The sequence below is a fragment of the Streptomyces sp. NPDC058534 genome (assembly GCF_042717365.1).
Classification (GTDB): Bacteria; Actinomycetota; Actinomycetes; order Streptomycetales; family Streptomycetaceae; genus Streptomyces.
Genome location: NZ_JBHXNW010000032.1, coordinates 32,390 through 47,632, shown reverse-complemented (window position 1 = coordinate 47,632; position 15,243 = coordinate 32,390). Strand labels below are relative to the sequence as shown.

Sequence of the window (15,243 nt, the reverse complement as noted above, 5' to 3'; positions counted from 1 at the left end):
CCGCACCTGGCCCGACCTGCGGGGACGCGGGGACGCGGGGACCTGCGGGGACCTGCCAGCACCTCCCCTATGGCGCGCACGGCGCACATGCATCGCACAACACGCGTGCCGCACGTCGTAACGGATCGGTTCTGACGGCCTCCGACATCAAGGGATTTCCCAAGTCCCCGCAAGTCCCCGCATCCCCGCAAAACCACTGATCAGACCGGCTGTGGAGTCGCACGCGACTCCCCGCAGCCACTCCCCGCACTCCCCGCACTCCCCGCAAAGCCCCAGCAACCGAACCGAGGTGACCATGACCATGACCGCCTTCAAGCCCAGGCCCTACCAGGTCGACGCCATCGAGGCCCTGCGCACCGGATGGGCCGCCGGCCACAACCGGCTCGCCGTCGTCCTCCCGACCGGCGCGGGCAAGACCGTGGTGTTCTCCCACCTGGCGCATCAGATGCTCGACAGCCTCAACGGCCGCCGCGTCCTCGTAATCGCGCACCGCGAGGAACTGATCGAGCAGGCCGCCGCCAAGCTCCTGGCCGTCGACCCCATGCTGCGCGTCGGCATCGTCAAGGCCGAGCGGGACCAGCACCACGACGCCGACGTGATCGTGGCCAGCGTCCAGACCCTGGCCGTACCGCGGCGCCGCGAGGCCATCCGCGACATCGGCCTGGTCATCGTGGACGAGTGCCACCACGCGGCCGCCCGCACCTACATGGAAGTCCTCGAACATTTCGGCGCCTGGCGCGACGTGCCGGTGGCCGGCTTCACCGCGACCATGCACCGCGAGGACGGCGGCCTCGCCGAAGTCTGGGAAGACGTCGTGTTCCGTCTCGACATTCTCGACATGATCGGCGACGGCTACCTGTGCGACGTCCGCGGCAAGCGCATCACAGTCGACACGCTCAACCTCGACAAGGTCCGCACCCGCGGCGGCGATCTGGTCGACGGACAGCTGGGCCGGGCACTGGAAGACTCGGGTGCCCTGGACGCCATCGCCAAGGCCTACGTCGACCACGCGGCCGACCGGCCGGGCGTCGTCTTCACACCGACCGTCGCCACCGCCCAGGCCGCCGCCGCCGCGTTGGAGGCCGCCGGGATCACCGCGGCCCCGGTGTGGGGCGACATGGGCCGCGAGGAGCGGCGCGCGGCGCTCGCTCGGTACGCGGCCGGGGACGTGCAGGTGCTCACCAACTGCATGGTGCTCACTGAGGGGTTCGACGCGCCGCACACCAGCTGCGCCGTGATCGCCCGCCCCACCAAGTCGGCGAGCCTGTACGTGCAGATGGCCGGCCGCGCGCTGCGTCCGGCGCCCGGGAAGTCCGACGCGCTGCTGCTGGACGTCATGGGCGCCTCTACCCGCCACAAGCTCGCGAGCATGGTCGATCTGACCGCGCGAGAGGTCGGGCAGGCCGGGGAGGGCAAGACGCTGCGGGAGGTCGCCGAAGAGGCCGCGGCCGCCGAGAAACGCCGGACGCTGGCCGCCCGGGTCGAGGCCGAGGAGATCAACCTGTTCGGCTCGTCGGCGATCCGGTGGCTGCGCACGGCGGACGGCACGTGGTTCATCCGCCTGACGGGCGCCATGTTTCTGTTCCTGCAGCGCGACCCCGGGACCCGGCTGTACCGGACGCGCCGCTGGACCGAGGCGGACGGCGCCCACGGGCCCAAGGACGACATCGTCCGGTCGCTGCCCGAGGCGCTGGCGTGGCTGGAGCAGCAGGCCAAGGTCCTGGCGCCCGGTGCGTTCGTCGCGCGTCAGGCCCGCTGGCGGTCGAACCAGCCGAGCCCGAAGCAGCTGGGGCTCTGCCGACGCCTCGGCATCTCGGTGCCGCGCGGGAGCACAGCGGGCGACGTCGCCGACCTGATCGACCAGGACCGCGTGGGCCGCGTCCTGGGCCAGCTCATTCTTCCCACCGCCGCGTAACGGTCCGGGCCTGCCCTTAACAGGCCCGGACCTCCACCCATCACATCACGGAGGAACCGTGTCCCCCTTCCGCTACGACGGCGCCATTGACTTCACCGACCTGTTCTGCGGCCTCGGCGGCTCCACCCGCGGCCTCACCGAGGCGGGCATGCGCGCCCGCCTCGTCATGAACCATGACGCCATCCAGGTAGCAGCCCACCGCCTCAACCACCCCGAGTGCGAACACCTCGTCGAGGACATCAACGCATTCGACAAGCGCAGCCTGCCCCGCACCCGCATTCTGTGGGGCTCCCCGATCTGCACCGAGATCAGCCCGGCCGGCGGACGGAAGCGGACCCGCGGGCAGATCGCGCTCCTCGACCAGGACGGCCAGCCCATCGAGGGCGACGGGCAGCCCGAGTTCCAGCGCACCCGCGCCACCGCGCTGGACATCATCGCGGCCACTGAGGTGCACCGCTACGACGTCGTCCTCTGTGAGAACGTCCCCGAGTTCTTCCTCGACTGGGAGCTGTTCGACTGGTGGCTGGGCGGCTTCAAGATCCTCGGCTACAACCACCAGATCGTCTGCGCCAGCAGCGCCCACCTCGGTGACGATGACAACGAGCTGGCGCCCCAGCACCGGAACCGCGGCTACGTCGTCTTCACCCGCGAGGGCATCCCGCTGCCCGACCTGGAGGTGCGTCCCGCCGCACTGTGCCCTATGTGCGGGCCGGTCCGAGCCACGCAGGTATGGCGCAACCCGCGACGCCGGAAGATGGGCAGCTGGGGTGTCCAGTACGACTACCGCTGCCCCACCAAGGCCTGCGGGCTGATCCTCGATCCGACGGTCCGGCCGATCGGCGACGTCATCGACTGGTCGGCGCCCGGCCGGCGGATCGGCGACGGACGCCCGGACCGGAAGAAGTTCACCCCCTACGCCGACTCGACCCGGGCCCGAGTCGCGGCTGGCCTGGCAAAGTTCGGACACGAGCCGCACGTCACGATGCTGCGCCGCAACACCACCGCAGTCGGCGTTGACGGACCCGTGCCCGCTGTGTCGGCGCAGGGCAAGCACCACGCCTTGATCGTCCCGAACGGTCGCCGCGGCGCCGTCCGTACAACCGCCGAGCCGCTTACCACCGTCGCGTGCAAGCCGCACCACAGCCTGGTCCGCCCGGCTCCCCTGGTGGACGACTGCACGCTACGGATGCTCAGCCCGCGCGAACTGGCCAGCGCCCAGCGGTTCCCCGCGGACTACATCCTCCCGGACTCCACCCAGGAGGCGCAGATCCTCGGCGTCGGCAACGCCGTCTCGGTGAATGCCGCCCGCTGGCTCGGCGAGCGAGTGATGGCGGTGCTCGCCTGACCCGCAATTCGGCCGCCCTGCGAGCGCGCGAGGCGGCCTCCCACCCGACCAGGAGGTACCCGTGACCCCGTCCAGCCGCATCCTCCGGTGGCACTACATAGTCGCCGCCGCGTTCACCGGCCACTGCGCCGCCACCACCGCCAACGCGGGCTCCGCCTGGTACGCCGCCGGCATGTTCACCGTCTCCCTGCTGCTCCTGGTGGCCCTGGCCCGCGAGTACATCGCCGCCGACGAGCGTCGTGCGTCCGCCGTGCGCGCCGAGCGGGCCGCCCGCCTCCGCGCGCAGCGGGACGACGTCACCCTCGGCTGGCGCGACCTCGAATCTGCGTGCTGCCTGCGGGCGTGGGAGTCCCACGGCGCCGAGCACGACACCACCCACTGCACCAGGAAGGACCAGGCAGCATGAACCCCGCCGACGAATTCCGTAACGCAGCCGCCGCGCTGCGCCCGTCCTCCCCGGCCGTCGCCGCCCACACGGTGGCCGTCCGTGTCCCCGCCGACGTCGTGGCCGCCCTCGCCAACTGGCTGGACCAGACCGCGCGCTACTACGACGCGGGCGTCCAGGCCGCAGACGACGTCTTCCGCGACGACCCCGCCGGGCGTGAAGCGTTCCTCACCACCGGCCCCGGTGCGCCCTCCGAGCACGCTCTCGCAGTGGCCCGCGCGATCAACGGGAAGGCGCAGCGATGAGCCAGCGCCGCTACACCGCGAGCGACATCACCGACGACGCCCTGGACGCGCTGTACGAGAACGCGAACGAGGGCTGGCGCCGCGGCGACTGCTGGAAGGATCGGGCCGAGCAGGCTCAGGCCGCCGTCGCCCGCGCCCGTGCCGTCGCTCAGCTCGTCCGAAGCCGAGGCGTGCCTACCGACGAGGACATGGGCCAGTGGGATCTGGCTGGCGCGGTCCTCGATGCCACTGAGCTGAGCGAGGAGAACAGCACCAAGTGACCTGCGAACTGTGCGACCGCGCGTCCAGCGGCTACCTGTGCAACCGGCACCGGGAAGAACTGGGCGCGCGGTTGCATGCCCTGCCCGCCCTGTACAACGAGGTCGGCGAGTACCTCATCCCCCGCACCACCGGATGGGGCGAGATCGTCTCCACCCGGGCCGTGGCCGGCCCCCGCTCCCCCATCAACGAGGACGTCATCGACACGGTGAACTGGGCGCGGGCGGCCGAGGTCCTCCGTTCCTGGCGGGAGGACGTCCGCCGCGTCCGCTGGCCCCACCGGGGTGCGACACCGCCTGGCGGCCTGGCCGAGGACTGCCGGTGGCTCGCGCAGGAGCTGGACTGGATCGTTGCGCAGTACCCGGCGGCCGGCGACCTTGCCCGGGAGGTCGCCGAGCTGAACCGGTCCGTGCGCTCGGTCGTCGGCGACCCGGAGCCGCGGCCGCAGCGGCTCGGTTCGTGCGTCGCGCTGGTCGGCGAGGGCGTGGTGTGCGGGGCTGTGATCTCCCGGATGCCGGGTGAGACGCAGCTGCGGTGCCGGTGGTGCGGGACGGCGTACGGACCGGAGGACTACCTGACGCTGAAGCACTTCCAGCCTGCTGATTCGGCGTGATGCGCACCCGATGCGTTCAATACCCTGGACATTCCGTTCAGGGTGTTGAATACTGAGAGGGCAAAGAGAAGGACCGGACAGCAGCTCAGGGGTTGCACCCCCCGGCGCGCGCTCCGCCCGGCCCTTCGACCGAACACCTGATGAGACCAGGAGTCGGCATGACCGATCTTCCCGCGCGCCCCGAGCGCGCCGCAAGTTCCACGAGGCAGGCCCGCGTCGCCGAGCTGCTCCAGCTCGCCCGCGCGGACTACGCCAGCACCGCCCCCCACCGCCAGGCCAACCCCCGCTGGCCCGCGACCCGCGCGGACGTCCGCGCGGCCGTCGCCCCCAGCGACTTGGCCGTGGCCATCCGCACCGCGCAGCAGGTCGTCGACAGCGACCAGGTCCTGACCGTCCGCGAGGCCCTGCACCTGCTGCTGCACGCCCTCGGCGTCGAGCCGGACACCACCCCGCCCGCCGACGAGCCGCCCGCGCTGCGCTGCCCCGCCGCGACTGCCAGCGACACCAGCGCGTGCGGCGGGCCCGTCGTCGTCCTCGTGCTCGGGCTCGGCGAGGCGGGCGTGTCCGGGTGCGAGCACCACGCGGCCCGCCTCATCGCCGCCGCCCCCGGCACCTACCCCGTCGCCCTCCCGCACGCCCCGGAAGGCACCGCCACCCGCGTGTTCAAGGCCGCCGGAGAGGCAGGCCGCCGATGAGCACCGCTTACGACCCGCTGTACGACGAGAGCCGGGCGCCCGCCGGGCCGTTCGACCTCGACGTGGAGGTCGCCGTCACCCGGCAGATCCTCGACGAGACCGCCGGCCTGAACATCCACTCCGACGTCGACATGATGAAGGCGGCGTTCTCCCTCAACGCCCGCCTCCGCTGCTTGCTCGCCGCAGTCGAGGCGGAGCGAGGTGAGAAGCGATGAGGAAGCTCACCAAGTGGCAGGTCGGCGTGCTCGCCACGGCCGCCGTCCTCATGGTCGCCGTCGGCGCGGCCGGAGCCTGGGGCACCTACACCAACGCGGTCGAGGAGTTCCACCGCGAGGCCACCGCCGCCGGCGTCGTCGCCGCCGGTGAAGGCCTGACCCTCATCCTCGCGCTGGTGATGCTGCTGCGGACGATGCTCGGCCAGTCCTCGCCCGCGGTCGTCCGGCTCGGCATGTGGATGGCCCCGGTCTCCGCAGCGTGCATCGGCGTCACGATCGCGCAGACAGCCCGCGAGGCCGCCGTGTACGCGGTCACCCCGCTGGCCATGTCCGGCGCCGCCGAAGGCCTCGGCTTCGTCGCCCGCAGCGTCGTCGTCTACACCACCGGCGTGGACGCCGAGACGATGCGCCGCAACGCCGACGTCGCCCGCCAGCTCGCCTTCCACCGCGCGGTCGCCGACGGCCACCCCGGCAAGTGGAAGAAGCGGTTCGCGCAGCGCAGCTACTGGCGGCTCGCCCGGTACGTCGGCGTCGGGGACGCCGAGTTGGGCGCCGGCCTGGTCGACGTCCAGCGCCGCCGCGTGAAGGACGGAGCAGACGCCGCCCTCGCCTCCATGTACGGCGCCGCCGCGGCCATCGAGCAGACACCCGCGCGGGCCCGGCCGGTGTCCGCGACCGATGCCCTGCGCGAGCACTTCGCCGGCATGAACCCGGATGATGCGATCCGACTCGCGCATGATGCGCGCCCTGATGCGGCACCCGCCGAACTCGCCCACCTCCTCGGCACCTACGACATCCACGTCGACGCCGTAGCGGTCGCCCTGGTCCTCGGCCGCAAGCCCGCCGAGTATGAGGTCGAACGCGATGATGCGGATGATGCGCAGCAGGTCAACGCCCTGCCGCGCGGCGCCAAGACCGCCGCGATCCGGGAAGCCGCATCAACGCTCGGAGATGATGCGCGAGCAGAGGACATCGTCCGGGAGGTCGCCGAGCGGCACCGGATCACGGTCGGCGAGAACTACGTCCGCGCCGTCCTCTCCCGCAAGCCCAAGGCCAAGCGGGACCCGGGGAACGGGGGCTACGCGTGATGATGCGCATCATCTTCGGAGCCCTGCTCGGACTCTGCGTCGCCTACCCGACGCTCGCGGCGATCCTCGTTGCCGCCCTCGGCACCATCGTCGTGGCCGCCGCCACCTACCCGCCGCTGCTCGTCGCCGCGGCCGGCGTCTGGGCCTGGCCCCGCATCACCCGCACCGTCCGGGGGTGGACGGCATGAGCGACGCCCTGGAGAAGGCCGAGGCCGCCGTCCGCGAGGCCTCCGGGAACACGGACGTCCTCCAGGTCGCCATGGCGGCCCTGGAACTGGCCAGGGCCGCACAGCAGCCCCCGGCCACCGGCTGCGGGCACGACCACGCCCGGTTCGACGCCCGCAAGTGGTGGACCATCGGCGGTCTGATGGTCGTCGTCGCCTGCGTCGCCTGCTTCCTGGCCCTCGCGTTCGCCCTCGCCGCGACCGCCATCGCCATCGGAGGGACCTGCGCCACCGCGTGCCTGCTCGTCCTGCGGGCCATGTGGCGCGACTTCCAGAAGGGCCGCTGACCCGACCCTTCCGTCCCCCGCGGCTCGCCCGTGGGGGTGCGGTAGGGCCGGACAGCCCAGCCCGCCCGAGAGGAGCCAACGTGGCCGCCAGCGACATCAAGTTCAGCGACTTCACCGCAGGCGAGAAGGCCCGCGTCACGCTGCTGACCGCCCGCATGGCCAAACGCGGCATGGCCGGACAGGACGTCGACATCAGCGACCTCCAGCGCAAGGTCGAACGCATCGAGCGCCAGGCCGCCCGCCGCAAGAAGCAGGGCAAGTAGCTCGACCCGGGGCGGTCGTCTGCTGCCAGGCGAAACCGGCCGCCCCGGGCCTCCACACCCCAGCAAGAGGCAGGAAGCCCACAGCATGACCGTTCACCTGATCAAGGCACCAGAGGACGCGCAGGACGCCCCCGCGTCCCGAGCGTCCTCCACCCGTCCCGAACGCCGCCGCGAGCGCTACCGTCGTCTGACCAAGGCCGCCCTCCAGGACGACCGCGTCCGTACCACAGGACGCCTCGCCGTCCGCCACGGCTCCTACATCATCGGCGGCACACAGATCGCCGCCCGCCGCATCTGGGACGCCCGTACCGCCTCCCGGTACGAGCGGATGATCCGCGCCGCCGAAGCCGCCGGCCTCATGGACGAGGTCAAGGAATGGGAGCAGCGCCTCCAAGCCCACCGGTCCGCCCGCCACACCCGCCGCATGCAGCTCCTCCAGGCCGCCGTCCAGCTCCCCAAGGCCCTCGGCCTCGCCACCGCCACCGGCGCCGGCCTCCTACTGTTCCTCGGCATCCTCCTCGCCTGGGGCACCGGCGACGTCAGCAACGTCCTCGCCCCCTCCGAGGCCGTCGTCGAACTCGTCCGCTGGGTCGCCCTCATCGGCGGCATCGTCTGGGGACCGTTCCTCCTCGCCGCCCCCTGGATCGGCCTCGCCGCCGTCTGGACCATCGGCCAACAGCGTCACACCGCCCCACAGTGGGCCCTGCCCGTCCAGGCCCGCGACCTCGGCGGCCCCATCACCCCGTCGATCGTCGTCACCGCCTTCCGTGACCTGGGCATCTCGGCGCTGCGCAAGGCCATCGAGGGCATGGGCGACGTCGGGGCCGCCATGCTCTCCCCCATCAAGATCGCCGGGTGCGGCGTCGAACTGGACGTCCACCTGCCCTCCGGGGTGTCCACCGAGGAAATCCAGGGCCGCCGCCGCAAGCTCGCCGAGAACCTCAACCGGCACGAGCACGAGGTGTTCATCACCATCCCGCCGCAGCCCCGCACCGTCCGCCTGTGGATCGCCGACAGCGGCGCCCTCGACGAGCCCATCGGCCCCTCGCCGCTTGTCCTGGACGAGGAGCTGACCGCGGACTACTACACCGGCAGCGCGCCGTGGGGGCAGAACCTGCGTGGCGACGCCGTCGGCGTCTCCGTCAAGCAGCGGCACATCCTGATCACCGGCCTGTCCAACCAGGGCAAGACCGCCGCCCTGCGCGCCCTCGCCCTCTGGCTCGCCCTCGACACCACCGTCGACTTCTACGTCGCCGACCTGAAGGGCGTCGGCGACTGGCGCGGCTTCGACGGGCTCGCCCAGGTCCTCATCCAGGGCCCCACCGACGAACACGTCGCCCAGGCCACCGACATGGTCGAATGGGGCGTGGACGAGATGCAGAAGCGCATCGCCCTGCTGGAAGAGTCCGGCGCCACCGACGGCGTGACCAGGGAGATGGCCCGCACCGACCCCCGCTTCCGGCCCATCGTGTTCATCGTCGACGAAGCCCAGGTCGCCTACGGCTGCGGCGCCAAGAGCCCCGACGGGCGCCCCTACGGCGGCAGCAAGGCCACCAGCCGCTACTTCCAGGCCGTCAAGCGCATCCACGACCAGGGCCGCGCCGTGAACGTCACCATCTGGGAAGGCACCCAGGACCCCACCGACGAGAACCTGCCCAAGCGCTCCCGCGAGGGCAACCACATCCGCGGCTCCCTCGTCCTCGGTACCGAATCCCAGGCGAAGATGGCGCTCGGCGAGGCGCCCGTCGACGCCGGCGCCGCCCCGCACAAGCTGCGCCGCGGCCTCGACAAGGGCACGCTCGTGGTCGCCGGTGAGGGCATCCCCATGGAGGCCGGCCAGGCCTCCGTGACCGTCCGCACGCACTTCATCTCCGGCGAGGACGCCGTGGCCATCACCGACCGGGCCAAGCAGCTGCGCGACGGCGTCGCCACTGTCCATAAGCTGGAGGTCGTCGCCCCCGTCGACCACCTCGCCGACCTGGCCGCCGTCATCGGCCGCGAAAGCCGCGTGCGCACCACCGAAGTCCTCCACCGGCTCAAGAGCCGCAACCACGACGTCTACGAGCAGTGGACCGGCGCCCGACTAAAGGCGCTGCTGGCCGACTACGACGAGGAGCCCGGCAAGCTCGACGGCTACCCCGTCGTGAAGCTGGAGAGCGTCGAACGCGCCCTGGAACGCCGCGCGGAACAGCTCGCCGAGGCGCAGTGACTCGGCAGTGGGCAGTGACTTTCCACTTCGAAGGTCACTGCCCCGCCTCACTGGCCTTGATCAGCGCAAACAGCGATCAAGTGACGCAGTGAGGCGCCTTCCAGTGCCCTCCCAACAGGCCCCTGAGCGGCCTCTCCAGCGGCCCACGCAGCCTCACTCCCTGCGGGCATCATGGACGGCATGGAGTCCCAGATCATCCGGCCTGGCCACCTCACCGCCCACCAGACCGCGCGCGTCCTCGGCGTCGGCCTGGACGCCGTCCGCCAGCTCGTGCGCCGAGGCCAACTCCAGCGCTCCGGCGGCACCCCACGCCAGCCCTGGTACGCCGCCCAAGACGTCGCCGCCCTCGCAGCCAAACGCCGCACACGAGCCGCCGCTTGACCGCAGGTCAGAGCCGTGTCACGATCTCGGTGAACAGCTGTGCCCCGAAACAGGCACCCACAGACACACGACGAGCCCCGGAGCGGCCACCGAGCCCCGGGGCTTCGCCGTGCCTACACGTCCGCGCAGAGCAACCCCCGTCACTCACACCGAGCGGGTTTGCTGCTGGCGCTGCGCCCTGCGCGGACCTCAACGTCACAGGACAGCCACACCGCCCCCACACCGCCGCCACGCGGCGCATGATGCCCCTGCCAGCATCAGCAACCGTGGGGGCAGCATGAGCGAATACCGCGACGTCCAGACCGCCGTCAGAGTCGAGAAGCTCCGCATCTGGTTCGCCTGGATCTGCGGCAACATCATCATGCTGATCCTCGCCAACGGCACCAAGGACGTCCACATCGTCAGCGTCATCACCCAGGTGCTGTTCGCCGTCGGCTTCATCGCCCTGACCGTCGCCCTGTTCCGCATGACCGGCGCCCTCAACCGCAAGGCCGCCGCCGCCCGCCGCGAGGTCCTCGGCGACGACGCGTAGGAGGTGGCGCCCGTGGCCGCCAACCCCCGCAACGGGCGCCCCTACCGCCGCCTCGTCGACTGGCTGAGGACCCAGCATCTCCCGTGCTGGATCTGCGGCCACAACATCGGATACGACCTCGACGCCCGGCACCCACTCAGCTTCACCCTCGACCACGAACAGCCTCTCTCCCGCGGCGGCTCCCTCCTCGACAAGACCAACGCGAGGCCCGCACACCGCCGCTGCAACAGCAGCAAGGGCAACCGGACGACGGTGCCCCGCCAGCCCAAGCGCCCCACGCTGAGGTGGTGACGGCCCGTGCTGTACGTCGTCACGGGCCCGCCGGCCGCGGGCAAGACCAGCTACATCGAGGGCAGGGCCAAGCCGTCGGACATCGTCATCGACCTGGACCGCATCACCCGCGCGCTCGCCGGACCCGGCGCACCCAACTGGAACCAGGACCCCACCCTGCTACGCGTCGCCCACAAGGCCAGGTACGCGGCCATGTTCGAGGCGTTCGAGCACCGGGACAAGACCGACGTGTACCTGATCCACACCATGCCCACCTCGAAGTGGCTCGCCCGCTACAAGCGCATGGACGCCACGATCATCGCCGTCGACCCCGGGCGCAGCATCGTCATGGCCCGCATCGAAGCCATGCGCGACCCCGAGATGCGCAGGGTGGCCACCCGCTGGTACCGGTCACGACCTGCAACAAGAGCCGTGGCGGCGGGCGCGACACTCGACTGGTGATCACGAGCCCGGCCACTTTTTGAGGGCGAGACCGGGCGACCCAAAAGCCCTTGTCGCCCGATTTTTTGCGCGGCCGATTCCTGGTCCTAATCCACGCGAACTCAGTTGGAGTGAATTAGCGGCCGTCACTCAGGGTGACGCGACGTTGTGTGACGCCGGGGGTGATCATGAGCGTGTCCGCCGAGATCGCCGCCGAGCTGGACGCTCTTCACGCTGAAGAGACTTCCCCCGGGATGGCGGCCGTCGCCCGACGCCTTGCGCGGCTGATCGATGACGCCGACGCCCTGGCCTCGGTCTCGGTCGGCGCCGACAAGCTCCGCTCGATCATGTCCGACCTGCGCAAGCTCGCGCCCGCCGAGACGAAGGGGGACGCGGTCGATGACATTGCTGAGCAGCGAAAGAAGCGCCGCGAGGCTGCCCGACAGCAAGCCTCCGACGGCTGACGGCGGCGTGTACGGCTGGCAGGTGCCGCCGATCCACACCGCGCCGCCGGCCATCTCCAGCGCGGGCCAGGAGGCGATCGACCTCGCGGCCCGCGCGGGCCTGCGGCTCGATCCGTGGCAGCAGCACATCCTGCGCGTCGGCATGGGCGAGAAACCGGACGGGAGTTGGGCGTCGTTCGAGGTCGCGGTGAACGTCCCCCGCCAGAACGGCAAGGGCGGGGTGATCGAAGCCCGGGAGTTGTGGGGCCTGTTCATCGGCGGCGAGGAGCTGATCCTGCACTCGGCGCACGAGTTCAAGACGGCGAAGAACGCGTTCAAGCGGATCGAGCGCCTGATCCGTCAGACACCTGACCTGCACAAACGTGTGAAGACGTACCGGCAGACCGTGGGCGAGGAAGGGATCGAGCTGCACACAGGGCAGCTGCTGCGGTTCATCGCCCGGTCGAAAGGGTCGGGCCGCGGCTTCACCGGGCACTGCAACGTGATGGACGAGGACATGATCCTCGGCGACACGGAGATGGACGCGCTGCTGCCGACGATGGCGGCCGTCCAGGACCCACAGATCTGGTACCTGGGCAGCGCCGGGATCGGCGCTCCGTCGGTGCAGCTGGGGCGTCTGCGGCGCCGCGCGCTGGCGGCGATCGAGACGGGAGAGCCGGACCCGTCGCTGGCCTACATGGAGTGGTCGGCGGACGTGCACCTCGACGAGTGCCCGGCGGACTGCACCGCGCACGACGACCCGGACAGTGACGCGGCGGTGCTGAAGTCCAACCCGGGCGTCGGCTACCGGCTGACGCTGGAGAAGGTCGCGCGGGAGCGGGCCACGCTGAGCACGGCCGGCTACGCGAGGGAGAGACTCGGGGTGGGCGAGTACCCGTCGGACACCGCGGACACGTGGCAGGTGATCGCTGAGGAAGCGTGGCGGGCGCTGGCCGTCGGCGACGTCCAGGCGGTCGCCGGGGCACGGCAGGCGGGGCCGGTGGCGCTGTCCATCGACATGACGCCGGAGCGGTCGCACGCGGCGATCAGCGCGGCGTTCCCGTACCTCGGCGGCGTCCACGTCACCGTCGTTGACCACCGGCCCGGGACGGGCTGGATCGTGGAGCGGGCGAAGGAGCTGCACGGGAAGTACGGGCCGCGGTGCTGGGTCATCGACCCGGCCAGCCCGGCGGCCTCCCTCATCCCGGAGCTGGAGGACAAGGAAACCGGCCTCGGCGTGCAGGTCGTCAAGCCGAAGGCGCGGGAGATGGCGGCGGCCTGCGGGCAGTTCTACGACGCGGTCACCACGCAGTCTCTGACGCACTTCGACGATGCACCGTTGGCCTCCGCTCTGGCCGGCGCGCAAAAGCGTGCGCTGGGGGATGCGTGGGCGTGGGCCCGCCGTATCCCGTCGGTGGACATCAGCCCGCTGGTGGCCGGGACCCTCGCCAAGTGGGGGCTCGGCGCCGAGGTCGAGGAACCGCCGGGCGACATTCTGAGCAACGTGTGGTGAGGGGGCAGTCATGAAGTGGTGGCCCTTCCGCCGCACGGCGGTACAGCGGGCGATCTCCTATCAGGACGTGTGGGGTGCCGGCGCGGATCCGGCGGTGCTGCGTGGTACCGGTCAGGAGCGGGCGCTGCGCCTGGGGCCCGTGTACGCGGCGACACGGCTGCTCGCGGATTCGGTGGCGTCCCTGCCTCTGAAGTCGTACCGCTTGGATGGAGACGACCGTCTGCGCGCCCCGGTGCCTGCGCTGTTCCGGCGGCCGGCCGCGGTCGGTACCCGCTACGACTGGCTGCACCGGTGCATGACGTCGCTGACGCTGCGCGGCAACGCCTACGGGCTGATCGTCGCGTGGGGGCCGGACGGCTGGCCGTCTCAGATCGAATGGCTGCACCCGGACGACGTGCATCTTGAGGACAACCTGGCGCCGGTGCCGGTCTGGTACTACAAGGGCCGGCGCCTGGAGGGCGGTCAGCTGTTCCACATCCCCGCGTACACGGTGCCCGGTCAGATCCTGGGGCTGTCGCCGATCGCGTACTTCGCGACGACGACGGAGGCCGGGCTGCTGGCGAACCAGTTCGGCCGGGACTGGTTCGCGAACGGGTCCACGCCGTCGGCCGTTCTGGAGACGGACATGGCCGTCGACCAGGGTGCGGCGACCGTGCTGAAGGCCCGGTTCAAGGAAGCGGCGCAGGGCAGGGACGTGGTCGCGCTGGGCAACGGCGTGAAGTACCGGGCCATCTCCGTGCCAGCGAACGAGTCGCAGTTCCTGGAAACCATCAAGGCGACGGCGAACCAGATCGCCGCGATCTACGGGGTGCCGCCGGAGAAGGTCGGCGGCGAGACCGGCGGAAGTCTCACCTACGCCACCGTCGAGCAGAACAGCATCGACCTGCTGACGTGGACACTGCGGCCGTGGCTGGCCCGCCTGGAGGACGCGTTCTCCTGGCTGCGCCCGCCGACGGAGGAAGCCCGGTTCAACGTCGACGCGATGCTGCGCACCGACACCCTCACCCGCTACCAGGCGCACCGCATCTCCCGCGCGATCGGCCTGCACAACATCGACGAGCTGCGCCGCCTGGAGGACGAACCGCCCCTGCCCGACGGCATGGGCAAGGACTACGCGCCGCTGGTCAAGGTGGCCCCCGACGAAAGCGAGAAATGAGTGAACGGCGACAGTGAGCGTCGGTTCACCCGCGGCCTCGTCGAGGTCCGGGCGGCCGGCGACAGCAGGACGATCGGCGGCTACGCCGCGAAGTTCAACACGCTCTCCCGCAACCTCGGCGGCTTCGTGGAACGCATCGACCCGGGGTTCTTCGCGAAGTCCGAGGGGGACGGCTGGCCGCGCGTGATGGCCCGCTACAACCACGACGGCAACATGCTGCTCGGCACCTCGCGCGCGGGCACGCTGCGGCTGCAGACGGACGGCACGGGCCTGGACTACAGCGTCGACGTGCCGGCCGCCCGCGCCGACGTGTACGAGCTGGTGCAGCGCGGCGACGTCTCCGAATCCAGCTTCGCGTTCTTCACGTTCGAGGACGACTGGTCGATGACGGACGACGGCTTCCCGGTGCGGACGCTGCTGTCCGGGCAGCTCGTCGACGTGGCCCCGGTGAACGACCCCGCGTATCTCGACACGTCCACGGGCCTGCGGTCCCTGGCGGAGCGGGCGGGCGCGGAGCTGGCCGAGGTCCGGGCGGCGGCCGAGGCGGGCGAGCTGAAGCGGTTCCTCGCCCCGGTCCCCACGATCATTCCGCCGGGCGGGCAGGGCGACACCCACTCGCTTGTTGCGGTACGGCGGCGGCGCGCCGAGCTGAACCTGCGCCGCACCTTCTGAGGCAGGGCGAACCCCACCTCGACACACCACCCA

At 71.3% G+C, this 15,243-nt stretch carries 21 protein-coding genes; all 21 read left to right on the top strand.

Annotated features, from left to right (window positions below):
* The first annotated feature begins 295 nt into the window (after positions 1 to 295).
* Positions 296 to 1,915 carry a DEAD/DEAH box helicase gene (locus ACFWR9_RS20780; RefSeq protein WP_383844168.1) on the top strand — a complete coding sequence of 540 codons (1,620 nt, stop codon included), beginning with the start codon at positions 296 to 298 and terminating at the stop codon, positions 1,913 to 1,915.
* 58 nt (positions 1,916 to 1,973) lie between these two features.
* A complete protein-coding gene (locus tag ACFWR9_RS20775) occupies positions 1,974 to 3,260 on the top strand; it encodes a DNA cytosine methyltransferase (RefSeq protein ID WP_383844165.1) in 1,287 nt (428 codons plus the stop codon).
* Between the two features lie 61 nt (positions 3,261 to 3,321).
* Positions 3,322 to 3,666 carry a hypothetical protein gene (locus tag ACFWR9_RS20770; protein WP_383844162.1) on the top strand — a complete coding sequence of 115 codons (345 nt, stop codon included), beginning with the start codon at positions 3,322 to 3,324 and terminating at the stop codon, positions 3,664 to 3,666.
* On the top strand, positions 3,663 to 3,950 hold the full coding sequence (locus ACFWR9_RS20765; RefSeq protein WP_383844159.1) for a hypothetical protein: 288 nt from the start codon (positions 3,663 to 3,665) through the stop codon (positions 3,948 to 3,950). The genes ACFWR9_RS20770 and ACFWR9_RS20765 overlap by 4 nt, the downstream gene beginning before the upstream one ends.
* A complete protein-coding gene (locus ACFWR9_RS20760; protein WP_383844156.1) occupies positions 3,947 to 4,210 on the top strand; it encodes a hypothetical protein in 264 nt (87 codons plus the stop codon). The genes ACFWR9_RS20765 and ACFWR9_RS20760 overlap by 4 nt, the downstream gene beginning before the upstream one ends.
* Positions 4,207 to 4,821, top strand: coding sequence for a hypothetical protein (locus ACFWR9_RS20755; protein ID WP_383844154.1), 615 nt, complete (start codon positions 4,207 to 4,209; stop codon positions 4,819 to 4,821). Before ACFWR9_RS20760 ends, ACFWR9_RS20755 begins: the two co-directional genes overlap by 4 nt.
* 158 nt (positions 4,822 to 4,979) lie before the next feature.
* Entirely contained in the window at positions 4,980 to 5,516 is a 537-nt protein-coding gene (locus tag ACFWR9_RS20750; RefSeq protein WP_383844151.1) for a hypothetical protein, read from the top strand.
* Entirely contained in the window at positions 5,513 to 5,731 is a 219-nt protein-coding gene (locus tag ACFWR9_RS20745) for a hypothetical protein (RefSeq protein WP_383844148.1), read from the top strand. The genes ACFWR9_RS20750 and ACFWR9_RS20745 overlap by 4 nt, the downstream gene beginning before the upstream one ends.
* Positions 5,728 to 6,819, top strand: coding sequence for a conjugal transfer protein (locus ACFWR9_RS20740; RefSeq protein WP_383844146.1), 1,092 nt, complete (start codon positions 5,728 to 5,730; stop codon positions 6,817 to 6,819). The genes ACFWR9_RS20745 and ACFWR9_RS20740 overlap by 4 nt, the downstream gene beginning before the upstream one ends.
* A complete protein-coding gene (locus ACFWR9_RS20735; protein ID WP_383844269.1) occupies positions 6,819 to 7,007 on the top strand; it encodes a hypothetical protein in 189 nt (62 codons plus the stop codon). Before ACFWR9_RS20740 ends, ACFWR9_RS20735 begins: the two co-directional genes overlap by 1 nt.
* A complete protein-coding gene (locus tag ACFWR9_RS20730; protein ID WP_383844144.1) occupies positions 7,004 to 7,330 on the top strand; it encodes a hypothetical protein in 327 nt (108 codons plus the stop codon). The genes ACFWR9_RS20735 and ACFWR9_RS20730 overlap by 4 nt, the downstream gene beginning before the upstream one ends.
* A gap of 80 nt (positions 7,331 to 7,410) precedes the next feature.
* Positions 7,411 to 7,593 (top strand): DUF6257 family protein, encoded by a 183-nt coding sequence (locus ACFWR9_RS20725; protein WP_383844141.1) that lies wholly within the window; start codon positions 7,411 to 7,413, stop codon positions 7,591 to 7,593.
* Between the two features lie 85 nt (positions 7,594 to 7,678).
* Positions 7,679 to 9,802 carry an FtsK/SpoIIIE domain-containing protein gene (locus ACFWR9_RS20720; protein WP_383844138.1) on the top strand — a complete coding sequence of 708 codons (2,124 nt, stop codon included), beginning with the start codon at positions 7,679 to 7,681 and terminating at the stop codon, positions 9,800 to 9,802.
* Positions 9,803 to 9,982: 180 nt separating this feature from the next.
* The gene (locus ACFWR9_RS20715) at positions 9,983 to 10,183 is read left to right on the top strand and encodes a hypothetical protein (RefSeq protein ID WP_383844135.1); all 201 of its coding nucleotides are present in this window, start codon (positions 9,983 to 9,985) and stop codon (positions 10,181 to 10,183) included.
* Positions 10,184 to 10,460: 277 nt separating this feature from the next.
* Positions 10,461 to 10,715: a hypothetical protein gene (locus ACFWR9_RS20710; RefSeq protein WP_383844133.1), complete on the top strand. Its 255-nt coding sequence runs from the start codon at positions 10,461 to 10,463 to the stop codon at positions 10,713 to 10,715.
* Between the two features lie 12 nt (positions 10,716 to 10,727).
* Positions 10,728 to 11,006: an HNH endonuclease gene (locus ACFWR9_RS20705; protein ID WP_383844130.1), complete on the top strand. Its 279-nt coding sequence runs from the start codon at positions 10,728 to 10,730 to the stop codon at positions 11,004 to 11,006.
* A 6-nt stretch (positions 11,007 to 11,012) separates the two neighbouring features.
* Positions 11,013 to 11,447 (top strand): hypothetical protein, encoded by a 435-nt coding sequence (locus ACFWR9_RS20700; RefSeq protein ID WP_383844127.1) that lies wholly within the window; start codon positions 11,013 to 11,015, stop codon positions 11,445 to 11,447.
* 167 nt (positions 11,448 to 11,614) lie between these two features.
* Positions 11,615 to 11,890, top strand: coding sequence for a hypothetical protein (locus ACFWR9_RS20695; RefSeq protein ID WP_383844123.1), 276 nt, complete (start codon positions 11,615 to 11,617; stop codon positions 11,888 to 11,890).
* Positions 11,826 to 13,382: a terminase gene (locus ACFWR9_RS20690; protein ID WP_383844120.1), complete on the top strand. Its 1,557-nt coding sequence runs from the start codon at positions 11,826 to 11,828 to the stop codon at positions 13,380 to 13,382. The genes ACFWR9_RS20695 and ACFWR9_RS20690 overlap by 65 nt, the downstream gene beginning before the upstream one ends.
* A gap of 10 nt (positions 13,383 to 13,392) precedes the next feature.
* Positions 13,393 to 14,538 (top strand): phage portal protein, encoded by a 1,146-nt coding sequence (locus ACFWR9_RS20685; protein ID WP_383844117.1) that lies wholly within the window; start codon positions 13,393 to 13,395, stop codon positions 14,536 to 14,538.
* Positions 14,539 to 15,210 (top strand): HK97 family phage prohead protease, encoded by a 672-nt coding sequence (locus tag ACFWR9_RS20680; protein WP_383844114.1) that lies wholly within the window; start codon positions 14,539 to 14,541, stop codon positions 15,208 to 15,210.
* Positions 15,211 to 15,243: the final 33 nt, after the last annotated feature.

Coding starts and splice junctions, on each gene's coding strand:
- ACFWR9_RS20780 (WP_383844168.1), top strand. CDS start 296: ATGACCATGACCGCCTTCAAGCCCAGGCCCTACCAGGTCGACGCCATC.
- ACFWR9_RS20765 (WP_383844159.1), top strand. CDS start 3,663: ATGAACCCCGCCGACGAATTCCGTAACGCAGCCGCCGCGCTGCGCCCG.
- ACFWR9_RS20760 (WP_383844156.1), top strand. CDS start 3,947: ATGAGCCAGCGCCGCTACACCGCGAGCGACATCACCGACGACGCCCTG.
- ACFWR9_RS20750 (WP_383844151.1), top strand. CDS start 4,980: ATGACCGATCTTCCCGCGCGCCCCGAGCGCGCCGCAAGTTCCACGAGG.
- ACFWR9_RS20745 (WP_383844148.1), top strand. CDS start 5,513: ATGAGCACCGCTTACGACCCGCTGTACGACGAGAGCCGGGCGCCCGCC.
- ACFWR9_RS20740 (WP_383844146.1), top strand. CDS start 5,728: ATGAGGAAGCTCACCAAGTGGCAGGTCGGCGTGCTCGCCACGGCCGCC.
- ACFWR9_RS20735 (WP_383844269.1), top strand. CDS start 6,819: ATGATGCGCATCATCTTCGGAGCCCTGCTCGGACTCTGCGTCGCCTAC.
- ACFWR9_RS20730 (WP_383844144.1), top strand. CDS start 7,004: ATGAGCGACGCCCTGGAGAAGGCCGAGGCCGCCGTCCGCGAGGCCTCC.
- ACFWR9_RS20720 (WP_383844138.1), top strand. CDS start 7,679: ATGACCGTTCACCTGATCAAGGCACCAGAGGACGCGCAGGACGCCCCC.
- ACFWR9_RS20715 (WP_383844135.1), top strand. CDS start 9,983: ATGGAGTCCCAGATCATCCGGCCTGGCCACCTCACCGCCCACCAGACC.
- ACFWR9_RS20710 (WP_383844133.1), top strand. CDS start 10,461: ATGAGCGAATACCGCGACGTCCAGACCGCCGTCAGAGTCGAGAAGCTC.
- ACFWR9_RS20695 (WP_383844123.1), top strand. CDS start 11,615: ATGAGCGTGTCCGCCGAGATCGCCGCCGAGCTGGACGCTCTTCACGCT.
- ACFWR9_RS20690 (WP_383844120.1), top strand. CDS start 11,826: ATGACATTGCTGAGCAGCGAAAGAAGCGCCGCGAGGCTGCCCGACAGC.
- ACFWR9_RS20685 (WP_383844117.1), top strand. CDS start 13,393: ATGAAGTGGTGGCCCTTCCGCCGCACGGCGGTACAGCGGGCGATCTCC.